At 73.4% G+C, this 21,626-nt stretch carries 24 protein-coding genes; 10 read left to right on the forward strand and 14 right to left on the reverse strand.

Annotation, left to right across the window (positions count from 1 at the left end; all coding sequences use genetic code 11):
• The first annotated feature begins 53 nt into the window (after positions 1 to 53).
• Positions 54 to 1,271: a hypothetical protein gene (locus FB474_RS15615; RefSeq protein ID WP_141789483.1), complete on the forward strand. Its 1,218-nt coding sequence runs from the start codon at positions 54 to 56 to the stop codon at positions 1,269 to 1,271.
• Between the two features lie 121 nt (positions 1,272 to 1,392).
• Here the strand turns inward: FB474_RS15615 and FB474_RS15620 are convergent, their stop codons facing one another.
• From FB474_RS15620 to FB474_RS15640, 5 genes are all read right to left on the reverse strand, one after another.
• The gene (locus FB474_RS15620; protein ID WP_141789484.1) at positions 1,393 to 2,676 is read right to left on the reverse strand and encodes a 1-acyl-sn-glycerol-3-phosphate acyltransferase; all 1,284 of its coding nucleotides are present in this window, start codon (positions 2,674 to 2,676) and stop codon (positions 1,393 to 1,395) included.
• Positions 2,676 to 3,725: an NAD-dependent epimerase/dehydratase family protein gene (locus FB474_RS15625; protein ID WP_141789485.1), complete on the reverse strand. Its 1,050-nt coding sequence runs from the start codon at positions 3,723 to 3,725 to the stop codon at positions 2,676 to 2,678. The genes FB474_RS15620 and FB474_RS15625 overlap by 1 nt, the downstream gene beginning before the upstream one ends.
• A gap of 202 nt (positions 3,726 to 3,927) precedes the next feature.
• The gene (locus tag FB474_RS15630) at positions 3,928 to 4,026 is read right to left on the reverse strand and encodes a 30S ribosomal protein bS22 (RefSeq protein ID WP_003792170.1); all 99 of its coding nucleotides are present in this window, start codon (positions 4,024 to 4,026) and stop codon (positions 3,928 to 3,930) included.
• A 332-nt stretch (positions 4,027 to 4,358) separates the two neighbouring features.
• Complete coding sequence (locus FB474_RS15635; protein ID WP_141789486.1) at positions 4,359 to 4,559, reverse strand: helix-turn-helix domain-containing protein; 201 nt, start codon at positions 4,557 to 4,559, stop codon at positions 4,359 to 4,361.
• A 228-nt stretch (positions 4,560 to 4,787) separates the two neighbouring features.
• Complete coding sequence (locus FB474_RS15640) at positions 4,788 to 5,984, reverse strand: acetoin utilization protein AcuC (protein WP_141789487.1); 1,197 nt, start codon at positions 5,982 to 5,984, stop codon at positions 4,788 to 4,790.
• A gap of 75 nt (positions 5,985 to 6,059) precedes the next feature.
• On the opposite strand from FB474_RS15640, the gene FB474_RS15645 reads away from it, so the two are divergent.
• A complete protein-coding gene (locus FB474_RS15645) occupies positions 6,060 to 6,728 on the forward strand; it encodes a potassium channel family protein (RefSeq protein ID WP_141789488.1) in 669 nt (222 codons plus the stop codon).
• Between the two features lie 45 nt (positions 6,729 to 6,773).
• On the opposite strand, the gene FB474_RS15650 is transcribed toward FB474_RS15645, so the two are convergent.
• The 9 genes from FB474_RS15650 to FB474_RS15690 all read right to left on the reverse strand — a co-directional run bounded on the left by FB474_RS15650 (position 6,774) and on the right by FB474_RS15690 (position 13,755).
• On the reverse strand, positions 6,774 to 7,310 hold the full coding sequence (locus FB474_RS15650; RefSeq protein WP_141789489.1) for a GNAT family N-acetyltransferase: 537 nt from the start codon (positions 7,308 to 7,310) through the stop codon (positions 6,774 to 6,776).
• Between the two features lie 96 nt (positions 7,311 to 7,406).
• Positions 7,407 to 7,892, reverse strand: a complete 486-nt coding sequence (locus FB474_RS15655) for a GNAT family N-acetyltransferase (RefSeq protein ID WP_141789490.1) — start codon at positions 7,890 to 7,892, stop codon at positions 7,407 to 7,409.
• A gap of 70 nt (positions 7,893 to 7,962) precedes the next feature.
• Positions 7,963 to 8,769: a pyrroline-5-carboxylate reductase gene (proC, locus tag FB474_RS15660; RefSeq protein ID WP_141789491.1), complete on the reverse strand. Its 807-nt coding sequence runs from the start codon at positions 8,767 to 8,769 to the stop codon at positions 7,963 to 7,965.
• A gap of 66 nt (positions 8,770 to 8,835) precedes the next feature.
• Complete coding sequence (locus FB474_RS15665) at positions 8,836 to 9,786, reverse strand: proline dehydrogenase family protein (protein WP_221632648.1); 951 nt, start codon at positions 9,784 to 9,786, stop codon at positions 8,836 to 8,838.
• A gap of 116 nt (positions 9,787 to 9,902) precedes the next feature.
• A complete protein-coding gene (locus FB474_RS15670; protein ID WP_141789492.1) occupies positions 9,903 to 10,637 on the reverse strand; it encodes an ABC transporter permease in 735 nt (244 codons plus the stop codon).
• Positions 10,634 to 11,362, reverse strand: a complete 729-nt coding sequence (locus FB474_RS15675) for an ABC transporter ATP-binding protein (protein WP_141790038.1) — start codon at positions 11,360 to 11,362, stop codon at positions 10,634 to 10,636. Before FB474_RS15675 ends, FB474_RS15670 begins: the two co-directional genes overlap by 4 nt.
• 54 nt (positions 11,363 to 11,416) lie before the next feature.
• Positions 11,417 to 11,995: a TetR/AcrR family transcriptional regulator gene (locus tag FB474_RS15680; protein ID WP_141789493.1), complete on the reverse strand. Its 579-nt coding sequence runs from the start codon at positions 11,993 to 11,995 to the stop codon at positions 11,417 to 11,419.
• Entirely contained in the window at positions 11,992 to 12,798 is an 807-nt protein-coding gene (locus FB474_RS15685) for a sugar phosphate isomerase/epimerase family protein (protein WP_141789494.1), read from the reverse strand. Before FB474_RS15685 ends, FB474_RS15680 begins: the two co-directional genes overlap by 4 nt.
• Positions 12,799 to 12,822: 24 nt before the next feature.
• Positions 12,823 to 13,755, reverse strand: a complete 933-nt coding sequence (locus FB474_RS15690) for a Ppx/GppA family phosphatase (protein ID WP_141789495.1) — start codon at positions 13,753 to 13,755, stop codon at positions 12,823 to 12,825.
• A gap of 123 nt (positions 13,756 to 13,878) precedes the next feature.
• Here FB474_RS15690 and FB474_RS15695 point away from each other — a divergent pair, with 123 nt between their 5' ends.
• The 8 genes from FB474_RS15695 to FB474_RS15730 all read left to right on the forward strand — a co-directional run bounded on the left by FB474_RS15695 (position 13,879) and on the right by FB474_RS15730 (position 21,613).
• Positions 13,879 to 14,742 (forward strand): DUF3109 family protein, encoded by an 864-nt coding sequence (locus FB474_RS15695; protein ID WP_246092218.1) that lies wholly within the window; start codon positions 13,879 to 13,881, stop codon positions 14,740 to 14,742.
• 14 nt (positions 14,743 to 14,756) lie between these two features.
• A complete protein-coding gene (locus tag FB474_RS15700) occupies positions 14,757 to 15,464 on the forward strand; it encodes a class I SAM-dependent methyltransferase (RefSeq protein WP_246092219.1) in 708 nt (235 codons plus the stop codon).
• 56 nt (positions 15,465 to 15,520) lie between these two features.
• A complete protein-coding gene (gene radA / locus FB474_RS15705; RefSeq protein WP_141789496.1) occupies positions 15,521 to 16,894 on the forward strand; it encodes a DNA repair protein RadA in 1,374 nt (457 codons plus the stop codon).
• Positions 16,895 to 17,005: 111 nt separating this feature from the next.
• The gene (disA, locus tag FB474_RS15710) at positions 17,006 to 18,085 is read left to right on the forward strand and encodes a DNA integrity scanning diadenylate cyclase DisA (protein ID WP_425465317.1); all 1,080 of its coding nucleotides are present in this window, start codon (positions 17,006 to 17,008) and stop codon (positions 18,083 to 18,085) included.
• A 17-nt stretch (positions 18,086 to 18,102) separates the two neighbouring features.
• The gene (locus tag FB474_RS15715; RefSeq protein WP_246092220.1) at positions 18,103 to 18,996 is read left to right on the forward strand and encodes an HhH-GPD family protein; all 894 of its coding nucleotides are present in this window, start codon (positions 18,103 to 18,105) and stop codon (positions 18,994 to 18,996) included.
• Positions 18,997 to 19,042: 46 nt separating this feature from the next.
• A complete protein-coding gene (locus FB474_RS15720; protein WP_246092221.1) occupies positions 19,043 to 19,849 on the forward strand; it encodes an ABC transporter permease in 807 nt (268 codons plus the stop codon).
• On the forward strand, positions 19,842 to 20,651 hold the full coding sequence (locus FB474_RS15725) for an ABC transporter permease (protein WP_141789498.1): 810 nt from the start codon (positions 19,842 to 19,844) through the stop codon (positions 20,649 to 20,651). Before FB474_RS15720 ends, FB474_RS15725 begins: the two co-directional genes overlap by 8 nt.
• Positions 20,648 to 21,613 carry an ABC transporter ATP-binding protein gene (locus FB474_RS15730; RefSeq protein ID WP_141789499.1) on the forward strand — a complete coding sequence of 322 codons (966 nt, stop codon included), beginning with the start codon at positions 20,648 to 20,650 and terminating at the stop codon, positions 21,611 to 21,613. The genes FB474_RS15725 and FB474_RS15730 overlap by 4 nt, the downstream gene beginning before the upstream one ends.
• Positions 21,614 to 21,626 lie beyond the last annotated feature (13 nt).

Here is a 21,626-nt window from a genome sequence, read left to right on the forward strand (position 1 = left end):
CGCATGGGGCCGCAGTCGTCAACAGTCACCGCCACAGGGGAGGGAACGCCGGTATGCCGTTGCTGAGCCGCCGCGCCGACCTCTTCCACCGCGCCCTCGAGGGGGGCCCGGCCGCCGACGACGAGATCGCGGCCCTCGTCGGGACGGCCTCGCGCATCCCCACCCTTGACGGTCCCGCGTGCGCCCCCCGCCCGGAGTTCGTCGAGCAGCTCGGCGCGCGGCTGCGGGCCGAGGCGCAGACGCTGCCCGCCCGACCCGCCAGGCCGGCCGCCGTGCGGCAGGCCCCTGGTGGTGGCCCGCTGGTGCTCGTCGTCGGCAGGGGCCTGCCGCGGGTGCTGGTCGGTGCTGCCGCCACCGTGCTGGTCGCTGCGGCGGCCGTCGGCGTCGTCTCGCGTGCGGCCCTGCCGGGCACGGCGCTCTACCCCGTCAAGCAGCTGCTCGACACCGCCGCGGTCCAGCTCGCCGGCTCCGAGCACGACCGCGGGCTCACCCTGCTCGCCCAGGCCCAGCAGCACATCTCCGAGGCGGGCGACCTGGCCGACGGCGGGACCACCGAACCTGCCCCCTACGACGAGGCGCTCGCGGGCGCCTACGACGCCACCCTCGGCGGCCAGCGCACCCTCCTCGCGCTGTACGACCGCGACCACGACCAGCAGGCGCTCATCGCGGTCCAGGACTTCACCGCACGGTCGCTGCCCCAGGTCCAGGCGCTGCGCTCGCGGGTGCCCGCGGCCAGCGTGCCCGCGGTCGACCGGCTGCTCTCCCTGCTCCAGCTCGGCGACCAGGCGGTGGCCCGCAAGGTGGCGGTGTGCGGGTCGGGCTGCTCGGCACTGGACTCCACTGGAGGCGGGCCCGGCCCCGCCTCGCTGCCCTCCCTGCCGTCCGGCACGGCAGTGCCGACGACTCCGGTGCCCGGCCTGGGCCTGCCGAGCGGCACCGCCTCGCTGCCCCCGCTCGTGCCGTCCGCCGGCTCGGTGAGCCTGGGCGGCGGAGGGGTGTCCGCCTCGCCGTTGCCCGGGGTGTCCATCTCGGTGCCGCTGCCCGGCGCCAGCATCGGCGGGAGCTCGTCCGGAGGCAAGCCCTCCGGGGGCATCAGCGCCTCCCTCCCGGGGGTCGGTGGTGCCAGCGTCGGCTCCGGCGGCGTCAAGGTCAGCCCCTCGGGCAGCTCCGCCTCCATCAGCCTGCCCGTGCCCGACCCGGTCGGTTCGGTGGTGGGCACCGTGGGTGGCGTCGCGGGGGGCCTCGGCCAGACCCTGCCCAAGCTCCCCTGACCCACCGGGAGCCGGTTGCCCCGGGCCGTTCGCGGACCTCACGTGCCGGACAGGGTCCTCACGCCGCGACAGGGCACCGGCGTCCGGCAGCCGAGGTCGCGCACCTGCCCGGGCCCCCGGCCTAGAAGAAGACCGACCGCCGCTGCATCAGCAGTGAGTACAGCGTCTGCTGGATCGTCTCGCGGACCTGGTCGGTGAGGTCGAACACGAGCATCGGGTCGTCCGCCGCCTGCGGCCCCAGGGAGTCGGTCTCGACCGGGGCGCCGAACTCGATGATCCACTTGCTGGGCAACGGGATCAGGCCGAGCGGGCCCAGCAGCGGCCAGGTCGGCGTGATCGGGGCGTAGGGCGCCCCGAGCAGCCGGGCCACGGCCTTCATGTTGCCGATGATCGGGTAGATCTCCTCGGCGCCCACGATCGAGCACGGGATGATCGGCACGCCGGTGCGCAGCGCCGCCGAGACGAAGCCGCCCCGGCCGAACCGCTGCAGCTTGTAACGCTCACTGAACGGCTTGCCGATGCCCTTGAACCCCTCGGGCCACACGCCGGCGAGCTCGCCGGAGGACAGCAGCCGCTCGGCGTCGGCGTTGGCGGCCAGGGTCGAGCCGCTCTTGCGGGCCAGGTCGCCGACCATGGGGGTCTGGAACACCAGGTCGGCGCCGAGCATCCGCAGGTGCCGGTGCGCCGGGTGCTCGTCGTGCACCGCCACCTGGGTCATCAGCGAGTCCAGCGCCACGGTGCCGGAGTGGTTGGCCACGACCAGCGCGCCGCCCTCGGCGGGGATGTTCTCGATGCCGCGCACCTCGACCCGGAACCACGACCGGTAGAGCGGGCGCAGCAACGGCAGGTAGACGTGCTCGGTGAAGTCGGGGTCGAAACCGAAGTCGTCGACGGCGTAGTCACCGGTCAGCCGGCGGCGCAGGAACGCCAGCGTGCCGGCCACCTGGCGCTCGACCTCGTCGCCGGACAGGCCCGCGGCCTGCGCCGCGGCCCGCAGGATGCTCACGGCGGCCCGGACCAGCTCCTCCACCCCGCTGACGTGGATGCGGTCGGCGGCGGGCGCGGCCTCGGTGAGCTGTGGTTCGGCGGCCGGCGCCGTCGCAGGCGCGGTGCGGCGCGTGCCCGTGCGGCGTGCCTCACCCTTGGCCCGGGTCCTGGCCTTGCCGTCCGCCGCGGCAACGGGCCGGGCCTTGGCGACCGGGCGGGGCCGGTGCGCCTTGACCGGCGGGGCGCCGTTGTCGGCGGGGTCGCCGATGAGCGGGGTGCTGCGTCGCTTGGCCCGCTCACCGCTGGCCCGGGCGGCACCCGCGGCGAGGGCGTCGACACCCGACGGGCGCGGCCGACGGGCCTGGCCGGCCTCGGCACCCGGGGTCGCCCTCAGGGGCACGACGTTGGGGTCGTCCATCAGCTCTTCCTCCCCGGGCCGAGCGCATGCGACAGGACCCCGGCCGCGGAGCCGGCCAGCTGGTCGACCGCAGCGGCCACCATGTCGGCTCCGGGGACGAGGGGGCCGGCGTGCCGGGCGAAGTCCTCGAAGGCGCCCCGCGTGGTGAAGCGCGGCTCGAGGTGCAGCACCTCGCGCATGCGGGTGGTGTCCATGCCCCGCCCGAACGCGAGGAACTGCATCTGGTCCGGTGAGAAGTCGGCCAGGCCGGCCCGGCGGACGAGCTGCCCGAGCAGGCCGCCTGCCGAGATCGGCACCGGCACGGTCGGGCGACCGACGAGCCGCGCTGCCTGCTGGACCGTGATGACGCCGTCGCCGGCGACGTTGACGATGCCCACGGACGGGCCGGTGGTCGCCAGCAGCAGCGCCTGCAGGGCGTCGTCCTCGTGGACGAACTGCAGCCGGGCGTCGAAGCCGAGCGGGACGGGCACCAGCGGCAAGGTGAAGTAGTCGGTCAGGCTGGTGCTGATGCCGGGCCCGATGATGTTGGCGAAGCGCAGCATCGAGATCTCGACGTCGGGACGGCGGCGCGAGAAGCCGCGCACGTAGCCCTCCACCTCGACCGAGTCCTTGCCAAATCCCGCGCGCGGCAGGGCCTTGGGCCCCATGTCCTCGGTGAACATCGCCGGGTCGCGCGGGGAGGAGCCGTAGACCGAGGCCGAGGACTTCACGACGAGGCGCGAGATGCTCGGGGCCTTCTGGCACGCGGCCAGCAGCTGCATCGTGCCGATGACGTTGATCTCCTTCTGGGAGACCCGCCCACCCGCGGTCACCGGGGTGGCGATGACGTTCATGTGGACGACGGTGTCGACCTCGGCCTGGGTGATGATCTTGCCGATCATCGGGTTGCGGATGTCGGCCCGGACGAACTCCGCGGTGCCGATGTCGTGCGGAGGCGGGATGACGTCGACGCCGATGACCCGCTGGATGTCCGGCTGCGCCGTCAGCAGGCGCGCGAAACGCCCCCCGAGGTACCGCGAGACGCCCGTGACGAGCACGACGTTCGCCACAGCTCACCTGCCTTGCCTCGACCTCGCGCCACGCGACGCGTCCGTGCCCGGAATCCTACCGAGGCGCGCCCGGATTGGGCGAAGTCGTCGGATGTCTCACAGGCGGTGGGCGCGCCCGGCCGGTGCCGGCCCCGCACATCGGGACGACGAAGGCCTCCCCACCGCGGGCGGTGAGGAGGCCTTCGGACCGGAAGGTGTCCGGTTACTTCTTGTTGCGACGCTGGTGACGCGTCTTGCGCAGCAGCTTGCGGTGCTTCTTCTTGGCCATCCGCTTGCGGCGCTTCTTGATGACTGAGCCCATGTCTGTCCTTGCCTTGTCCTGCCGGTCGCACGCGGCTCACCCGCGTGGGACCAGCCGAAATTGGTGGTTGGTGCGTGTGCCGACGCCGGGCACGTACTCCGCACCTCGCCGAACAGTCCGGGTCAGCCTAGCGTCCCGGGCACCGCTTCGGAAAATCGCGGCGCGTAACCCGGGAGGCCACGCCCTCGTTCTGGTGCCGACGAGGTGCTGCTGCGTCCCCCTGCTCACGGGGGCTGCCCGGGGTCCGGCCGGGCGGCCCCCGTGGTCCGTCCACACAGCGTGAGGGCGGGCCGGATCAGATCCGGTCCGCCCTCACCCGTGGTTGCTCACGCTCACGCGGTGTCGATGTAGGAAGTCCGCAGGTACTCGTGGACCGCGTCCTCCGGGACCCGGAAGGAACGTCCGACGCGCACCGCCGGCAGCTCCCCGCCGTGGACCAGGCGGTAGACGGTCATCTTCGACACACGCATGATCGAGGCAACCTCGGCAACGGTCAGGAACCGCACCTCGGAGAGCTGCCGCTCTGTAGCCATGGTGTGCACCTCGATCCTCGGGACGGGACCCTGTCGCCGCCCGGCTCGCCGGCGACCCTGCCCGTCAATGCATCAGTCACGATAGGGGCTGGTGTGACTCGTGGGAAGCGACTTGGAGCGTATATCCGCCGCTTGTCCACCCGACACGCCGGGAATGACCCGTTATGTTGCGCGCCCCGCCCCACTGGTGCCCCACCCGCGGCGTCCCGGGGAGGAGGCGCGGGCGGCTCAGTCGAACCAGACGTCGAGCCCATGGAGCGGGAAGACGGCCTTGCGGGTGGCCATGACGGCCTGGTCGACCGGGTCCTCCGGGTCGTAGCCGACCTCCCACGAGCGCCACCACATCACGCCGCCCTCGGCGACCCCGTCACCCATCCGCTGCGGGGCGACCCGGGCGTACTCCATCCGGATGTGCTCGCGCCAGTCGTCGGGCACGTCGGCGTCGAGGGGGATCGGCTGGTGGGCGGCGATGGCGGTCAGGTGGGTCCACGCGCGCGGCACGACGTCGACGAGCTCGTAGCCCCCGCCGCCGAGGGCCACCCAGCGGCCGTCGCACTCGGAGTGGGCCAGCCGGTGCAGGCTGTCGTAGGACGTGCGCTGGGCGTCGATGGACAGCGCGAGGTGGGCCAGGGGGTCCAGGAAGTGCGAGTCGCACCCGTGCTGGCTGACCAGCACCTGCGGCCGGAACGCCCGCAGCAGCGGCGGGACCACGGCGTGGAACGCCCGCAGCCAGGCGGCGTCGCCGGTGCCCGGCGGCAGCGCGACGTTGACCGCGGAGCCCTCCGCGTCGGGGCCGCCGATGTCACCGGGGAAGCCGGTGCCGGGGAAGAGCATCCGGCCGCTCTCGTGCAGCGAGACCGTCATGACCCGGGGGTCGTCCCAGAAGATCCGCTCGACCCCGTCGCCGTGGTGGACGTCGACGTCGACGTAGGCGACCCGCTCCGCGCCGTGGTCGAGCAGCCACTGGATGGCGATGGCGGCGTCGTTGTAGATGCAGAAGCCGGCGGCGTGGTCGCGCATGGCGTGGTGCAGCCCGCCACAGAAGTTCACCCCGTGCTCGGCCTCGCCACGCCACACGGCGCGGGCCACGTCGACCGACCCGGCCGCGACACGGGCGCTGCTCTCGTGCATCCCGGTGAACGCCGGGTCGTCCTCGGTGCCCAGGCCCCGGGAGAAGTCCGCCGAGCGGGGGTCGGCCGACGCCTGGCGCACCGCCGCGACGTAGTCGGCGTCGTGGACGGTGAGCAGCAGGTCGTCGTCGGGGACGGGCGGGTTGACCACCTCCACGTCGGGGCGGGAGAACAGGCCGAACGCGTCGCACAGCCGTGCGGTCAGGTCCAGGCGCAGCGGGTTCATGGGGTGGGAGGCGCCGAAGTCGTATGCCGTGAAACTCTGGTCCCAGATCACGCGCGCCTGTGTGGGCATGACTGGCACGCTACCGGGCGCATGCCTCCTGCGGGGGTGTGCGTCGCATCACCGAGACGCACGCGGAGGACCCTGATGGCGAGGAACCGGCTGTACGACGAGGACGTCGTGGTCATCGGCCTGGGCCGGTTCGGTGCGTCCGCAGCGATGGAGCTGCACCGGCTGGGCCACAAGGTCCTCGCGGTCGAGAAGGACCCGGCGATCGCCGAGCAGTTCGTCGGCAAGGTCGGCAAGGTCGTCGTCGGCGACGCCTCCCACCCCTCGGCGATCGAGTCCACCCGCGCCGGCAGCTTCCGCATCGCGGTCGTCGGCATCGGCACCTCGATCGAGGCCTCGATCCTGGCCGCGAGCAACCTCGTCGACGCCGGGGTGCCCTCGGTGTGGGCCAAGGCGGTCTCCCCCGAGCACGCGCGGATCCTGCAGCGGATCGGCGTGCACCACGTCATCCGCCCCGAGGCCGACTCGGGCCGGCGCATGGCGCACCTGGTCAACGGCAAGCTGCTGGACTACATCGAGTTCGACGACGGCTACGCGATCGTCAAGATGGCCCCGCCGCGCGAGACGGTCGGCTTCACGCTCGCGCAGAGCCAGATCCGCAGCAAGTACGGCGTCACCGTGGTCGGGGTCAAGGCGCCCGGCGAGGACTTCACCCACGCCGTCCCCGAGACCAAGGTGACCGCCCACCACACGCTCATCGTCAGCGGCCCCACCGAGCTGCTCGAGCGCCTCGCCTCGCGTCCCTGACGCGAGCCTCCCCGGTATGCCGGCCACGCGGCATACCGGGCGGTCTCACCGCAGCGTCGGGCTGGGGACCGAGCCGGGGTCGGCACCGAGGGGCAGCACCATGGCCATCTCCTCGGCGCCCTCCTCCTCGCTGACCACCCGCATCGGGCGGCGGTAGTCGGTGGTGCGGAAGCCGAAGCTGCTGGCGAAGGCCACGCCCCGGCCGTTGTCGGTGCCGACCCAGTAGACGAGGTGCGCCTTGCCCTCGGCCCGGGCCTGGTCGGCGCCGGCCTGGACCAGCTTCCACGCCACACCTGAGCCGCGGTGCTGCGGCGCGACCCACAGGCCGAACAGCTCGGCGACGTCCTCGCGCTGCTCCGAGGAGGAACCCACGCTCACGACGCCGAGGACCGTGCCCTCGCGCTCGGCGAGGATGCGGCTCGAACGGCGCATCCGCTGCCGCCAGAAGTCCTCGTCGTAGCCGGACTCCTCCGCGTGGGTGGCGACGAACGCCTCGGGCGACTCCGCCAGGGCAGCCAGGCGCACCTGGCGGTAGTCCTGCCACTGGTCTTCGCTCAGGGTGCGCACGGCGATGTCCGACATGACGTCACGATCCCATGGACTTGCCGGGCACGCGACGGGTGGCGACCGGGAGTTCACTGTGAACTCCCCTACCGTTCATGGGAAGCCCGCTGTGCGTCACAGCGGGCAGGCCATCTCGATCTCGCGGACGTCCGGGTCGTGCGGATAGGGCTCGGTGCGCCCGGTGGCGGCGAAGCCGAGCCGCTCGTAGAGGCGGCGCGCCGCGGGGTTGCTGTCGACGACGTGCAGGGTGACGCGCTCCTTGCCGGCCTCCCGCGCCCGCGCCAGGGCCGCCTGCACCAGCCGGGCGCCGATGGACCGGCCCCGGACCGTGGGGTCGACCCACATGCCGAAGATGTTGGCCTCGCCGGGCTCGGCGAGGCGGTCGGACAGACAGACCGAGCCGACCGGGTCGCCGCCGCACCAGGCCAGCCAGTACTCCGCGGAGCTGACGCGCTCGCGCCAGCCGTCGTCGTCGATCGTCAGGGCGTCGGAGTGGGTGGAGCCGAACGCCCACGGGGCGTCCAGCAGCATGGCGAGCCGCACCTCGCGGTAGGCACGCCAGTCCGCCGGCGTCACGGGGCGGACCTCGATGGTGGTCATGCCGCAGGCTCGCACGCGGGGTGCGGGGCGGGCGAGCGAGTTTTGCCGCCGCGATCCTGCGGGGGTGGAGTCAGTCGTTGCCGGACGCCAGCTCGGCCGAGCGCGCCGCGGCGGCCTCCATGGCGGTGAGGAACGCGGCCCGGACCTTGTGGTCGTCGAGCTGGCGCAGCGCCGCCATCGTGGTGCCGCCGGGGCTGGAGACCTGCTCGCGCAGCACCGTGGGGTGCTGGCCGGTCTCCTTGAGCATGGTCGCTGCGCCGTACAGCGTCTGGACCACCAGCTCGGTCGAGGTGCTGCGGGGCATCCCGAGCAGCACGCCGGCCTCGATCATCGCCTCGACCACGTAGAAGATGTAGGCCGGCCCGGAGCCGCTGATCGCGGTCACCGCGTCCTGGTGCTTCTCGGGGACGCGCAGCACCTTGCCGCACGAGCGCAGCAGCTGCTCGGCCTCGGCGAGGTGCGCCTCGTCGCAGTGGCTGCCGGCGCTGATGGCCGCCATGCCCTGGTCGACCAGGGCCGGGGTGTTGGGCATCACGCGGACCACGGGCGTGCCCTCGGGCAGCCGTTCCTGCAGGTAGGACGTGGTGATCCCGGCGGCCAGGCTGACGACCAGGCTGCCCGGCGTCAGGTGGTCACGGATCTCCTCCAGCAGGCCGCCCATGTCCTGCGGCTTGACCACGAGGACGAGGGTGTCGGCCGCTGCGGCGGCGTCGGCGTTGGCCATGCTGCGCACGCCGTACTTCGCCCGCAGCTCGGCGGCCCGGTCCTCCCGCCGCTCGGTGACGATGATGTCGCCGGCGTCGCGGCCGGCGCGCACCAGCCCGGACAGCAGGGTCTCGCCCATGACCCCTGCACCGAAGATCGCGACCGTGCCCATGCCGTCCTCCCTCGTCCGCCGGCCGGCAGCGGCGCCCGGGTCCACCCGGGGCGCCGGCTGCCCGCCTCAGCCCTTGGTGGCCAAGCCTCGCAGGAAGAACATCGTGTTGGCGGGGCGTTCCGCCATCCGGCGCATGAGGTAGCCGTACCACTCCTCGCCGTAGGGGATGTAGACGCGCATCTGATCGCCCCGGTCGGCGATGCGGCGCTGCTCCTCGGGGCGGATGCCGTAGAGCATCTGGTACTCGAAGGAGTCGGCGGCACGGCCGTGCTTGGCCGCGAGCGCGCCGGCGATCTCGACCAGGCGCGGGTCGTGGCTGGCGACCATCGGGTAGCCCTCGCCTGCCATGAGCACCTTCAGGCAGCGGACGTAGGACCTGTCGACGTCCTCCTTGGCCTGGAAGGCCACCGACTCGGGCTCCTTGTAGGCGCCCTTGCACAGGCGGACCCGGCTGCCCGCGGCGGCGAGGTCGCGGCAGTCGGCCTCGGTGCGGTGCAGGTAGGCCTGGAGCACCGCACCCACCCACGGGAAGTCCTGGCGCAGCTCGCGCAGGACCTGCAGCGTCGAGTCCGTCGTGGTGTGGTCCTCCATGTCGAGGGTGACCGTGGTGCCGGCCCGGGCCGCCGCCTCGCAGATCTCGCGGGCGTGCTCGAGGGCGATCTTCTCGCCGTCACCGGGGAGGTACTGCCCCACCGCGCTGAGCTTGACGCTGACCTCGGACCTGCCGCCCTGGGTCAGGCCGGCGTCGGACAGCGCCGACAGCAGGGCGAGGTAGGCGTCGCGGGTGGCCTGGGCCTGGGCGAGGTCGAGGGTGTCCTCGCCGAGGTAGTCGATCGTGGTCAGGCGGCCGGTCGCGGCCAGCTCACCGGCGGCGCGGACCGCGTCGGCCGTGGCGTCGCCGGGGACGAAGCGCTTGACCACGCTGCGGCTCACCGGCGCCTTCTCGATCACGCTGCGCACCTGGTCGCTCTTGCTCAGCTGCAGCAGCCCTTGGCGCAGCACGGCGCTCGCATCCACCACGGTCTTGTCCTCCGCTTGCTCACCTGCCGGCGAGGGTCCTCGCCGCGTTGCCGGCCGGTTCCTCGTGGGCACCTGCCAGCGCACAGGCTAGTGCCCGGCGGGAGTGCTCCTCGTCACGGCGTGCGGCGGCGCAGGGTGAGCGAGCCCAGCGCGATGGCACCGATGATGAAGCCGGCCACGATGGCCACGTCCCCGGCGACGTCGGGTCCGGCGTCGACGCTCGTCGTCACGGTCTTCATGGCGTCGACCGCGTAGGACAGCGGCAGCACGTCGGAGACGGCCTGGAGCACGTCGGGCAGCCGGTCGCGGGCGATGAGCAGCCCGCAGAGCAGGAACTGCGGCAGCACGACCGCCGGCATGAACTGGACGGCCTGGAACTCGGTCCGGGCGAAGGCGCTGAAGAACAGCCCGAGGGCGGTGCCGAGGACGGCGTCGGCGACCGCGATGACGACCAGGAGCCAGAGCGCACCGGCGACGTCCAGCCCGCAGACCCAGACGGCGAAGGCCGTGGCGACCAGGGCCTGGACGACCGACAGGGCCCCGAAGGCCAGCGCGTAGCCGGCCAGGAAGTCACCCTTGCCCAACGGGGTGGACAGCAGCCGCTCGAGCGTGCCGGTCGAGCGCTCGCGCAGCGTGGTCACGCTGGTCACGAGGAACATCACGACGAACGGGAAGACCCCGAGCAGCGGCGCCCCGATGTGGTCGAACACGGGGGTGTTCTGGAAGATCCAGGCGAGCAGCCCGATGAGCACGCACGGCACGACGAGCAGCAGCGCCAGGGTGCGGTGGTCGGAGCGCACCTGGCGCAGCACCCGGGTGGCCGTGGCCAGGGTCAGGCGGGGGTTCATGCGCGCACCTCTGCGTCGATGAGGGCCAGGAACGCCTCCTCGGCGTCCGCGGCGTGGGTGCGGGCGAGCAGCCCGTGCGGGGTGTCGTCGGCGAGGATGCGGCCCTCGCGCAGCAGCAGCAGCCGGTCACAGCGGGTCGCCTCGTCCATGACGTGGCTGGAGACCAGCAGCGTCGTGCCGGCGGCGGCCAGGCGGTGGAACAGGTCCCACAGGTCCCTCCTCAGGACCGGGTCCAACCCCACGGTCGGCTCGTCGAGGACGAGCAGCTCGGGGCGGCCGACGAGGGCGGCCGCCAGGGACACCCGGGAGCGCTGCCCGCCGGAGAGCCGGTCCACCCGGTCGTCGGCGTGGTCGGCGAGGTCGACCTCGGCGATGGCCTCCTCGACCCGGTCCCGCGGGACGCCCAGGACCGCGGCGAAGTAGGTGAGGTTCTCGCGGACGGTGAGGTCGGAGTACACGCTGGCGTCCTGGGTCATGTAGCCCACGCGCGAGCGCAACCCGGCCGAACCGGCCGGCTGCCCCAGCACGCTGACTGAGCCGCCGGCCACCACCTGCACCCCCACGATGGAGCGCAACAGGGTGGTCTTGCCGCCGCCGCTGGGGCCGAGCAGGCCGACCACCTCACCGCGGGGGACGGTCAGCGAGACGCCGGGCAGCACCTCGCGGTCCCCGCGCACCACCCGCAGGCCGTCCGCGACGACGGCGGGCTCGAGCTGGCTATTCATCACGTGATGAAATATAGGCCGGCGGCTGGGCCGGCACAAGGGTCTTCGGTCAGGTCAGTCGGCCAGGTAGCGCTGCAGCGTCGGCGCCAGGTGGGCGACGAGCTCCTCGGTGCCCGCGGAGGCGATCGGCTCCAGGCCCATGACGTAGCGCATCAGCGCGACGCCGACCATCTGCGAGACGGCCAGGCCGGCCCGCAGCTCCGGGTCGGGCACGCCCAGCGCCGAGGCGATCCGCCCGAAGACCTCGCGGGCGAGGAACTCCCGCAGCATCCGCGCGGCCTCCTCGTGGCTGACCGCCGAGCGGATCAGCGCGACGAGCCGCTCGCGCCCGTCCGGGCTGTCCCAGATGCCGAAGAACGTGCGCACGACGCGCTCGCCGACCTGCTCGCGGGGGCCGTCGAGCAGTGCGGCGACCACCTGGGCCGGCCGCACCGGCAGCTCCATGGTCTCGGCGAACAGCTCCGGCTTGCCCTCGAAGTAGTGGTGCACCAGCGCCGGGTCCACCCCCGCGGTGCGGGCGATCGCCCGCAGCGAGCTCGCGTCATACCCCTTGCCGGCGAACTCCTGGCGCGCCGCGGCGAGGATGACCGCGCGGGTGTCCTCCCCCGCCGGGCGGCGCCCCCGCGGGCTCATACCCGCGCCGCCGCGAGGTGCAGCCGGGCGAACGCCAGCGCCTCGGCCAGGTCGACCTCGCGCTCCTCCTCGCTCAGCCGCCGGGTGCCGACCTCCACGACGATCGACCCCGAGAACCCTTGCGCGGCAAGGGTTTCCAGCAGCTCTCCGCAGGGCTGGCTGCCGCGCCCGGGCACCAGGTGCTCGTCCTTGGCCGAGCCGAGGCCGTCGGCGAGGTGGACGTGGGCCAGCCGCCGGCCGAGGGCGGCGGCCATGGCCAGCGCGTCGGAGCCGGCGGTCGCGGTGTGCGACAGGTCGAGCGTGACGTTGTCGTAGGGCTGGGTCACCGGGTCCCAGTGCGGCAGGTAGGCCAGCAGCTCGCGGCCGCGGGCCCGCCAGGGGAACATGTTCTCCACCGCCAGCTTGATGCCGCTGTCGTGCTCGCGCAGCGCGATGCCGTCGAGGAACTCCGCCGCGTAGTCCTTCTGCCACCGGAACGGCGGGTGCAGCACCACCGTGCCGGCCCCCACCTCCAGGGCCAGCCGGACCGAGTTGTCCACCTTGGTCCAGGCGTCCGGGCCCCAGACCCTCTGGGTGAGCAGGAGCGTCGGCGCGTGCACCGAGACGATCGGTATGCCGTGCAGCCGGGCCAGCGCGCCGAGCGCGCCGGCCTCCTGGGAGACGGGGTCGGTCTGCACCATGACCTCGACCCCGTCGTAGCCGAGGCGCTCGGCCAGGTCGAACGCGGCCGCGCAGCTGTCGGGGTAGACCGAGGCGGTCGACAGGGCAACCCGGGCCCCGGGGACCTGCACGGCGGCGGACATGGCGACGAGCCTAACGAGGGGCGCTCAGTCGCCGGTGATCCAGTCCAGTCGGCGCAGGATCACGCCCTCGCGCAGGGCCCACGGGCAGATCTCGAGCCGGTCGAGCTCGAGCAGGTCCATCGACGCCTCGGCCACCAGCGCACCGGCGAGCAGCTGCGGCGCCCTGGAGACCGAGACCCCGGGCAGCTCGGCGCGCTCGGCGTGCGTCATCGCCGCGAGCCGCGGCACGAGGTCGGTCAGCGCCTTGAGCTCGAGCACCCGGGGGACGTAGGGGCCGTCCCCGCTCGGCGCCGCGCCCAGTGTCCGCGCCAGGGACCGCATCGTCTTGCTCGTCCCGACCGCGCGGTGCGGCACCCCGGTGCGGGTCAGCTGCCGCAGGCTCCGGGCGATGTCCGCCCGGATGGAGGTCCGCAGCGCCCGGACGGCCTCCTTGCTGGGCGGGTCGTCCTGCAGGTGGTCGCGGGTCAGCCGGCCCGCGCCCAGCGGCAGGCTGATCGCCGCGTCCGGCTCCTCGTCGAGGCCGGCGGCCAGCTCCAGCGAGCCGCCACCGATGTCGACCACCACCAGGTGCCCGCTGGACCAGCCGAACCACCGGCGCACGGCGAGGAAGGTCAGCCGCGCCTCGTCCTCGCCGGAGAGCACCTGCAGGTCGGTGGCGGTCTCGTCCCGCACCCGCGCCAGGACGGCCTCACCGTTGGGCGCGTCCCGGATGGCGCTGGTCGCGAACGCCAGCAGGTCCTCGACCCCACGGTCCTCGCCGATGACGAGGCACTCGTGCACGAACTCGACCAGCCGGTCGGCGCCGACGGTGGAGATGCGGCCGTCGTCCTCGACGTACTCCGAGAGGCGCAGCTCGATCTTGTGGGAGTAGGCCGGCAGCGGGTGGGCGCCGGCGTGGGCATCGACCACCAGGAGGTGGACGGTGTTGGAGCCGACGTCGATCACACCGAGCCGCATGGCCTCAGGCTAGGTCACCCCGCAACCCCCACGATGCTTCCGCGCCGCAGGGGTGGGCCGGGCGCGGCAGCCGCGGCGCGGCATACCGGGTCAGGACCCGCGCGGGGAGCCTAGGCTGGGCGGGTGCCCGAGACCCCGCTCGACATCGCCCGCACCTGGGTCGAGTTCACCGACCCGGCCGACCCTGCGCAGCGGTTCCGGTGTGACGTGACCTGGCTGACCTCGTCGTGGACCTGCATCTACGGCAGCGGCTGCCACGGCATCTACGCTGACCGGCCCTCCGACGGCTGCTGCACGCTGGGCGCCCACTTCACCGACAAGGACGACGTGCAGCGCGTCAAGCGGGCCGTGGCCGGGCTCGGCCCGGACGAGTGGCAGATGCACGACCTCGGCCAGGACGGGAAGTGGACCGAGAAGGAGGACGGCGACCTGAAGACCCGCGTGGTCGACGGCGCGTGCATCTTCCTCAACCGCCCCGGCTTCCCCGCCGGCGACGGGTGCGCGCTGCACCAGCATGCGGTGCGCCGCGGCCTGGAGCCGCACACGGTCAAGCCGGACGTGTGCTGGCAGCTGCCGATCCGCCGCACCTACCGCACGGTCGAGCTGCCGGACGAGTCCTCCTACCTCGAGGTGTCCATCAGCGAGTACGACCGCCGCGGCTGGGGCCCGGGCGGGCACGACCTCGACTGGTACTGCTCGGGCAACCCCGAGGCCCACGTCGGCAAGGAGCCCGTCTACCGCAGCAACCGCGGTGAGCTCGTCGAGCTGATGGGGCAGGCCGCGTATGACGAGCTGGTCGTCCGCTGCGAGGCCCACCTCGCGGTGGTCAAGGCGGCCCGGTCCAAGGGCTCCCGGACCCTGCTGCCGCTGCTGGTCCACCCCGCGACGCTGCAGGCGCAGGCCGCGGCTGGTGAGCCCCGCGCGAAGGCCGGAAAGGCGGCGTCCGGCAAGGCCGGGAAGCCGCCGAAGGCCAAGCGCGACAAGTGAACCGCGGTGCACCGGTGATCGACCAGCCCGCCCCCGACCACGCCATCCCGAGCCCCAACATCTGGGACACCCCGGACGTCTACGAGGTCGAGAACCGCGGGGTCGACCCGGACGGGGCGATCGAGGCCGCCATGCGGGACCTCCACGACTGGTCCGGGCAGCGCCTGCTCGACGTCGGCTGCGGCAGCGGCTTCCACCTGCCCCGGTTCGCGCAGGACGCCGCGTCCGTGGTCGGGGTCGAGCCGCACGAGCCGCTGGTCGACCTGGCCCGGGAGCGGGTCGCCGGGCTGGGCAACGTCGAGGTCGTCGACGGCGCGGCGCAGGCGCTGCCGCTGGAGGACGGCACGGTCGACGTGGCCCACGCCCGGTGGGCGTACTTCTTCGGCCCGGGCTGCGAGCCGGGGCTGGCCGAGCTCGCGCGGGTGCTCGCGCCCGGCGGCACGGCGTTCGTCATCGACAACGACGCCACCCGCTCGACCTTCGGCGGCTGGTTCCGCCGGGCCATGCCGGCCTACGACCCGGTCGCCGTCGAGCGGTTCTGGCGCCGGCAGGGGTGGCAGCGCGAGCAGGTCGACACCCGCTGGCAGTTCGCCTCCCGAGCCGACCTCGAGGCGGTCGTGCGGATCGAGTTCGCCCCGACCGTGGCCGACGGGATCCTGGCCGAGCACGAGGGCACCGGCGTCGACTACGCCATCAACCTGTGGTGGCGCACCTTCGGCTGAGGCATGGCGCCGGGGGTGACGGCCCCGTGTCGGTGGGCTCCCCTACGGTCTGCGGCATGGCTTCAAAGGCAGGGACCAAGCCCAGCTACAAGTGCTCCGAGTGCGGCTGGGCGGCGATCAAGTGGGTCGGCCGGTGCGGGGAGTGCCAGGCCTGGGGCACGGTCAGCGAGGTGGGCGCGGTCTCCGTGCGCACCGCGCCGGCGGCCGTCGTCGAGCGCCCCGCCCTGCCCATCGGCGACATCGACGTCCGGCGGGCCCAGGCCCGCAGCACCGGGGTCGGCGAGTTCGACCGGGTGCTCGGCGGGGGCATCGTGCCCGGCGCCGTGGTCCTCGTCGCCGGCGAGCCCGGCATCGGCAAGTCCACCCTGCTGCTCGACGTCGCCGCGCGCGCGGCCCGCGAGGGCGCGACGGTGCTCTACGTCAGCGGCGAGGAGTCCGCCGCCCAGGTGCGGGTTCGAGCCGAGCGGATCGAGGCCATGGCCAAGTCGCTCTACCTCGCCTCCGAGACCGACCTGGCCACCGTGCTCGCCCAGGTCCAGCGGCTCGAGCCGGACCTGGTCGTCGTCGACTCGGTGCAGACCATCTCCAGCGCCGAGGTCGAGGGCGCGGCCGGCAACGTCTCCCAGGTCCGCGAGGTGACGGGGTCGCTGATCGGTGCGGCCAAGTCCCGCGGCATCGCCATGCTGCTCGTCGGCCACGTGACCAAGGACGGCTCGATCGCCGGTCCCCGCATGCTCGAGCACCTCGTCGACGTCGTGGTGCAGTTCGAGGGCGACCGGCACTCCCGCCTGCGGCTGGTCCGCGCGGTCAAGAACCGCTACGGCCCCACCGACGAGGTCGGCTGCTTCGACCTGTCCGACGTCGGCATCGTCGGCCTGCCCGACCCCAGCGGGCTGTTCCTGTCCAGCCGCACCCTCGTCGTCCCGGGCACCTGCGTCACCGTCACCCTGGAGGGGCGCCGGCCGCTGGTCGCCGAGGTGCAGTCGCTGGTGGCGCCGACCCAGATCCCGACGCCCCGGCGAGCCACCAGCGGCCTGGACAGCTCGCGGGTGGCGATGATCCTGGCCGTGCTCGACCGGCGGGCGGGGGTCCCGCTGCGCCAGGCCGACACCTACCTGTCCACCGTCGGCGGGGTGCGGCTGACCGAGCCGGCGGCCGACCTGGCGGTCGCGCTCGCGGTGGCCAGCGCCGTCCAGGACCGGCCACTGCCGCAGGGCACCGTCGCCATGGGCGAGGTCGGGCTGGCCGGCGAGATCCGTCCGGTCACCGGCATCCCCCGCCGGCTGGCCGAGGCTGCCCGGCTCGGCTTCCGGACCGCGATCGTCCCGACCGGCGTCCTCGGCTCCGGCACGATGCCGGAGGGGCTGAAGGTGCACGAGGTCGGCGACATCTTCAGCGCCGTGCAGCAGGCCACGACCAGCCCCCGGTGAATCACGGGTCCCGGGCGCGTCACCAGCACTCGCGGCAGGTCGCGGGCCGTTAGACTGCGCCACAGCGGGGCTGATGACGCAGACCCACCTGGCACGAGGGAGACCCCGATCATCGTGGAACGAAGCGACGACGAGTTGCTGCGCGCCACGCTGGCCGCTGTCGCTCCGGGCACCGAGCTGCGTGACGGGCTCGAACGCATCCTGCGCGGCCGCACCGGGGCGCTGATCGTCCTCGGGCACGACCGCACCGTCGAGGCGCTGTCGACCGGCGGGTTCCCGCTCGACGTCGAGTTCTCCAGCACCCGCCTGCGTGAGCTCGCCAAGATGGACGGCGCGATCGTCCTCGACCGCGAGGGCACCCGCATCCTGCGGGCCGCCACCCAGCTGGTCCCCGACCCCTCGATCGAGACCAACGAGTCCGGCACCCGCCACCGCACCGCCGAGCGCGTCGCCAAGCAGACCGGCTACCCCGTGGTGTCGGTGAGCCAGTCGATGCAGATCGTCGCCCTCTACGTCGCCGACCGTCGCCACGTGCTCGAGGACTCCAGCGCGATCCTGTCCCGCGCCAACCAGGCCCTGCAGACGCTCGAGCGCTACAAGTCCCGCCTCGACGAGGTGACCGGCACCCTGTCCGCCCTCGAGATCGAGGACCTGGTCACGGTGCGCGACGTCGCCAGCGTCCTGCAGCGCCTGGAGATGGTGCGCCGGATCAGCGACGAGATCGCCGGCTACGTCATCGAGCTCGGCACCGACGGCCGCCTGCTCACCCTGCAGCTCGAGGAGCTCACCGGCGGCCTGGGCAACGACCGCGAGCTGGTCATCCGCGACTACCTGCCCTCGGCCAAGACCGACAAGGACGTCGAGGAGGTCCTCGCCGACCTCATGGCGCTGTCCTCGACCGAGCTGCTCGACCTGGCCGCGGGCGCCAAGGCCCTGGGCTTCTCCATCGTCGGGGACGCCCTCGACTCGGCCGTCAGCCCGCGCGGCTACCGCCTGCTCACCAAGGTGCCTCGCCTGCCCGGCGCGATCGTGGACCGGCTGGTCGAGCACTTCGACAGCCTGCAGAAGCTGCTGGCCGCCAACCTCGAGGACCTCATGGCCGTCGACGGCGTCGGCGAGGGCCGCGCCCGCGCGGTCCGCGAGGGCCTGTCCCGCCTGGCCGAGTCCAGCATCCTCGAGCGCTACGTCTGAGCGGCCCCACCCTCGTCGTGAGCTCCGCCGCGGTCCCCACCCCGGTCCTGCACGAGCAGGTCCTCGACTGGTATGCCATCGCGCAGCGCGACCTGCCGTGGCGCTCCCCCGACGCGACACCGTGGGGCGTGTTCGTCTCGGAGGTCATGCTCCAGCAGACCCCGGTCGCCCGGGTCGAGCCGGTCTGGCACGCCTGGCTGACCCGTTGGCCGACGCCGGCGGACCTGGCGGCCGACGCCCCTGGCGAGGCCGTGCGGGCGTGGGGCCGGCTGGGCTACCCGCGCCGGGCCCTGCGCCTGCACGCGGCCGCGACGGCGATGGTGGAGCGGCACGGCGGCGAGGTGCCCGGCAGCCACGAGGAGCTGCTCGACCTGCCCGGCGTCGGCACCTACACCGCTGCGGCGGTGGCCAGCTTCGGCTTCGGGCTGCGCGCCACGGTGGTCGACACCAACGTGCGACGCGTGTTCGCGCGCCTGGTCCAGGGCCGGGCGCAGGCGTCCCCGTCCCTCACCCGCTCCGAGATGGACCTGGCCACCTCGCTGCTGCCCGCGGACGCCGACCGGGCGCGGACCTGGAGCGTGGGGGTGATGGAGCTCGGGGCGCTGACCTGCACGGCGCGCGCTCCCCGCTGCGCGGACTGCCCCGTCGCGGAGCTGTGCGCGTGGCGGCTCGCCGGCCACCCGGCATACGACGGGCCGGCCCGGAAGGGGCAGGCCTGGCACGGCACCGACCGGCAGGCCCGCGGCGCGCTCCTGCGGGTGCTGCGGGAGGCGACCGGGCCGGTCGACGGCGAGGACCTGGCGCGGGCCTGGCCGGACGAACCCGCGCAGCGCGACCGCTGCCTCGACTCGCTCGTGGCCGACGGGCTGGTGGAACCGTTGTCCGGCAACAGGTTCCGGCTGCCCGCTTGACGAAGTGCTTGCAGGGCGGGCAGCCGGCCGGTAAGTTCCCTCGACTGTGCGTGCGACGGCGGAGGTGTGGGGGCGACTGGTCGCAGCGGGCTTCCGCCGGCAGTCCAGCTACCGCCTCGCGATGCTCGCCGGGCTGGCCACGAACGTGGTGTTCGGCTTCATCCGCGCCTCCGTCCTCTTCGCCGCCATCGACAGCGCCGGCGGCAGCCTCGCCGGCTACGACAAGGGCACGGCCAGCGCCTATGTCTGGCTCTCCCAGGGGCTGATCGGAGCGGTGACGCTCACCGGCATCGCCGACATCGGGGACCGCATCCGCACCGGTGACGTGGCGGTCGACTTCACCCGGCCGGTGGACCTGCAGACCTGGCACCTGGCCGAGGACCTCGGCCGCGCGGCATACAGCCTCATCCCGCGCGGCATCCCCAGCGTGCTGGTCGGTGCCCTGACCGTCGGGCTCGCCCTGCCGACCGCCGCGCTGCCCTACGCGATGGGGCTGCTCAGCATCGCCCTCGGCGTGACCATCTCCTTCTACTGCCGCTACGCGGTCAACGTGCTCGGCTTCTGGCTGCTGGACACCCGCGGCGTGCGCACCTTCTACGCCGTCACGAGCAGCTTCCTGGCCGGGCTGTACGTCCCCGTCGGGCTGTTCCCGGACTGGCTGCACGCCGTCGCCGCGGCGACGCCCTTCCCCTCGATCCTGCAGTCCCCGGTCGACGTGATCTCCGGCCACGTCGCCGGCGCCGACGCCTGGCGGGCCCTCACGCTCCAGGTCTTCTGGGTGGCCGTCACCTGCGTGGCCGGCCGCGCACTGACCACCGCCGGGCGCACCAAGCTGGTGGTGCAGGGTGGCTGAGACGACGTGGGCCACGCCCTACCGCGCGATCCTCGCCTCACGGGTGCGAGCCCAGCGGGCCTACCGCACCGGCTTCGCGCTCGACCTGACCAGCAGCCTGCTGATCGGGGTCACCGAGCTGGCCGAGATCTGGATCATCTTCCACAACGTGCAGGTGCTCGGCGGCCTCGACTTCCACGCCATCCTGCTGCTGTTCGGCCTGTCCAACCTGGCGTTCTCCTCCGCCGACCTGCTCGTCGGGCACCTCGACACGCTGCCGACCTACATCCGGGCCGGCACCGTCGACGCGTTCTACGTCCGGCCGCTGCCGCTGCTGGCCCAGCTGATGACCAGTGAGATCTCGCTGCGGAGGATGACCCGCATCGTCGTCGCGCTGGTTGCCCTGGGCTTCGGCCTGTCCCTCAACGACATCGACTGGGGCCCGGCCACGGTGGCGATGCTCCTGGTCGCAGCCGTCTTCGGGACCGCGATCTTCGCCGGCCTGTTCACCTGCGCGGCCGCGCTGCAGTTCTTCCTCGTCAACGGCTCCGAGCTGACCAACTCCTTCACCTACGGCGGCGCCTACGCCTCCAGCCAGCCGGCGGCGGTCTTCCCCGCCCCGCTCAAGCTGGTGTTCGGCTACCTCGTCCCCGTGGCGTTCACGGCCTACCTGCCGACCCTGGCCATCCTCGGCCTGCCCGGACCGGCCGGGCTGCCGACGTGGCTGGCGTGGCTGACGCCGCTCGCCGCCGCCTGGGTGTGGGGGCTGGCCGCGCTGCTGTGGCGATGGGGCACCAGGCACTACCAGGGAGGCGGCGGATGACCGACGCGATCGTGAGCCTGCAGGACCTGACCCGCGCCTTCCGGCGCCGCGGCAAGGGCTGGCGGGCCGGGAGCACCGAGCTCGTCGCCGTCGACTCGATGACGTTCGACATCGAGGCCGGCGCCGCGGTCGGCTACATCGGCGCCAACGGGGCCGGGAAGTCCACGACCATCAAGATGCTCACGGGCATCCTCGTGCCGTCCTCGGGCACCGTCCGCACCTGCGGCCTCGACCCGGTGCGCGAGCGGCGTGCCCTGGCCCGCCGGATCGGCGTCGTCTTCGGCCAGCGCTCCCAGCTGTGGTGGGACCTGCCGCTGCGGGAGTCCTTCGCCATCCTGGCCGCGATCCACCGGCTCGGTGCCGGGGAGGCCGCCGCGCGCACCCGCGAGCTGGTCGAGCAGCTGGAGATGGGCGACACCCTCGACACCCCGGTGCGTCAGCTCTCCCTCGGCCAGCGGATGCGCGCCGAGATCGCGGCCGCCCTGCTGCACTCCCCCGAGCTGCTCATCCTCGACGAGCCGACGATCGGGCTGGACGTGCTGAGCAAGCAGCGGCTGCGCGAGTTCCTGCGTCACGAGCGCGCCAGCCGCGACACGACCCTGCTGCTCACCACCCACGACATGGGCGACGTCGAGCGCCTGTGCGACCGGGTGCTGGTCGTCGACCGCGGCCGGCTCGCCTACGACGGCTCCCTGCCGGGTCTGGCGGCCACCGTGGGGGCAGAACGCGTCCTCGTGGTCGACCTGGCCGACCCCACACCGGAGCTGCACGGCATACCGGGGGCGACGCTGATCGGCAGCGAGGGCGAGGGCATGCGCCAGCGGCTGTCCTTCGACGCGGAGGTGACCACCGCGGCCGAGGTGCTGACGGCGGTGTCGACCCGGGCTGCGGTGCGCGACCTGTCCGTCGAGGAGCCGGACATCGAGGACGTGGTGCGCCGGATCTACCAGACCACCCGCTGACCGCCCTACAGTC

It is taken from the genome of Oryzihumus leptocrescens (assembly GCF_006716205.1).
In the GTDB taxonomy this organism is placed as follows: Bacteria; Actinomycetota; Actinomycetes; order Actinomycetales; family Dermatophilaceae; genus Oryzihumus; species Oryzihumus leptocrescens.

Bases quoted from the DNA above. Each gene is read 5' to 3' on its own strand.
- FB474_RS15615 (WP_141789483.1), top strand. From the start codon at position 54: ATGCCGTTGCTGAGCCGCCGCGCCGACCTCTTCCACCGCGCCCTCGAG.
- FB474_RS15620 (WP_141789484.1), bottom strand. From the start codon at position 2,676: ATGGACGACCCCAACGTCGTGCCCCTGAGGGCGACCCCGGGTGCCGAG.
- FB474_RS15630 (WP_003792170.1), bottom strand. From the start codon at position 4,026: ATGGGCTCAGTCATCAAGAAGCGCCGCAAGCGGATGGCCAAGAAGAAG.
- FB474_RS15635 (WP_141789486.1), bottom strand. From the start codon at position 4,559: ATGGCTACAGAGCGGCAGCTCTCCGAGGTGCGGTTCCTGACCGTTGCC.
- FB474_RS15640 (WP_141789487.1), bottom strand. From the start codon at position 5,984: ATGCCCACACAGGCGCGCGTGATCTGGGACCAGAGTTTCACGGCATAC.
- FB474_RS15645 (WP_141789488.1), top strand. From the start codon at position 6,060: ATGGCGAGGAACCGGCTGTACGACGAGGACGTCGTGGTCATCGGCCTG.
- FB474_RS15650 (WP_141789489.1), bottom strand. From the start codon at position 7,310: ATGTCGGACATCGCCGTGCGCACCCTGAGCGAAGACCAGTGGCAGGAC.
- FB474_RS15655 (WP_141789490.1), bottom strand. From the start codon at position 7,892: ATGACCACCATCGAGGTCCGCCCCGTGACGCCGGCGGACTGGCGTGCC.
- proC (WP_141789491.1), bottom strand. From the start codon at position 8,769: ATGGGCACGGTCGCGATCTTCGGTGCAGGGGTCATGGGCGAGACCCTG.
- FB474_RS15670 (WP_141789492.1), bottom strand. From the start codon at position 10,637: ATGAACCCCCGCCTGACCCTGGCCACGGCCACCCGGGTGCTGCGCCAG.
- FB474_RS15675 (WP_141790038.1), bottom strand. From the start codon at position 11,362: ATGAATAGCCAGCTCGAGCCCGCCGTCGTCGCGGACGGCCTGCGGGTG.
- FB474_RS15680 (WP_141789493.1), bottom strand. From the start codon at position 11,995: ATGAGCCCGCGGGGGCGCCGCCCGGCGGGGGAGGACACCCGCGCGGTC.
- FB474_RS15685 (WP_141789494.1), bottom strand. From the start codon at position 12,798: ATGTCCGCCGCCGTGCAGGTCCCCGGGGCCCGGGTTGCCCTGTCGACC.
- FB474_RS15690 (WP_141789495.1), bottom strand. From the start codon at position 13,755: ATGCGGCTCGGTGTGATCGACGTCGGCTCCAACACCGTCCACCTCCTG.
- radA (WP_141789496.1), top strand. From the start codon at position 15,521: ATGGCTTCAAAGGCAGGGACCAAGCCCAGCTACAAGTGCTCCGAGTGC.
- FB474_RS15730 (WP_141789499.1), top strand. From the start codon at position 20,648: ATGACCGACGCGATCGTGAGCCTGCAGGACCTGACCCGCGCCTTCCGG.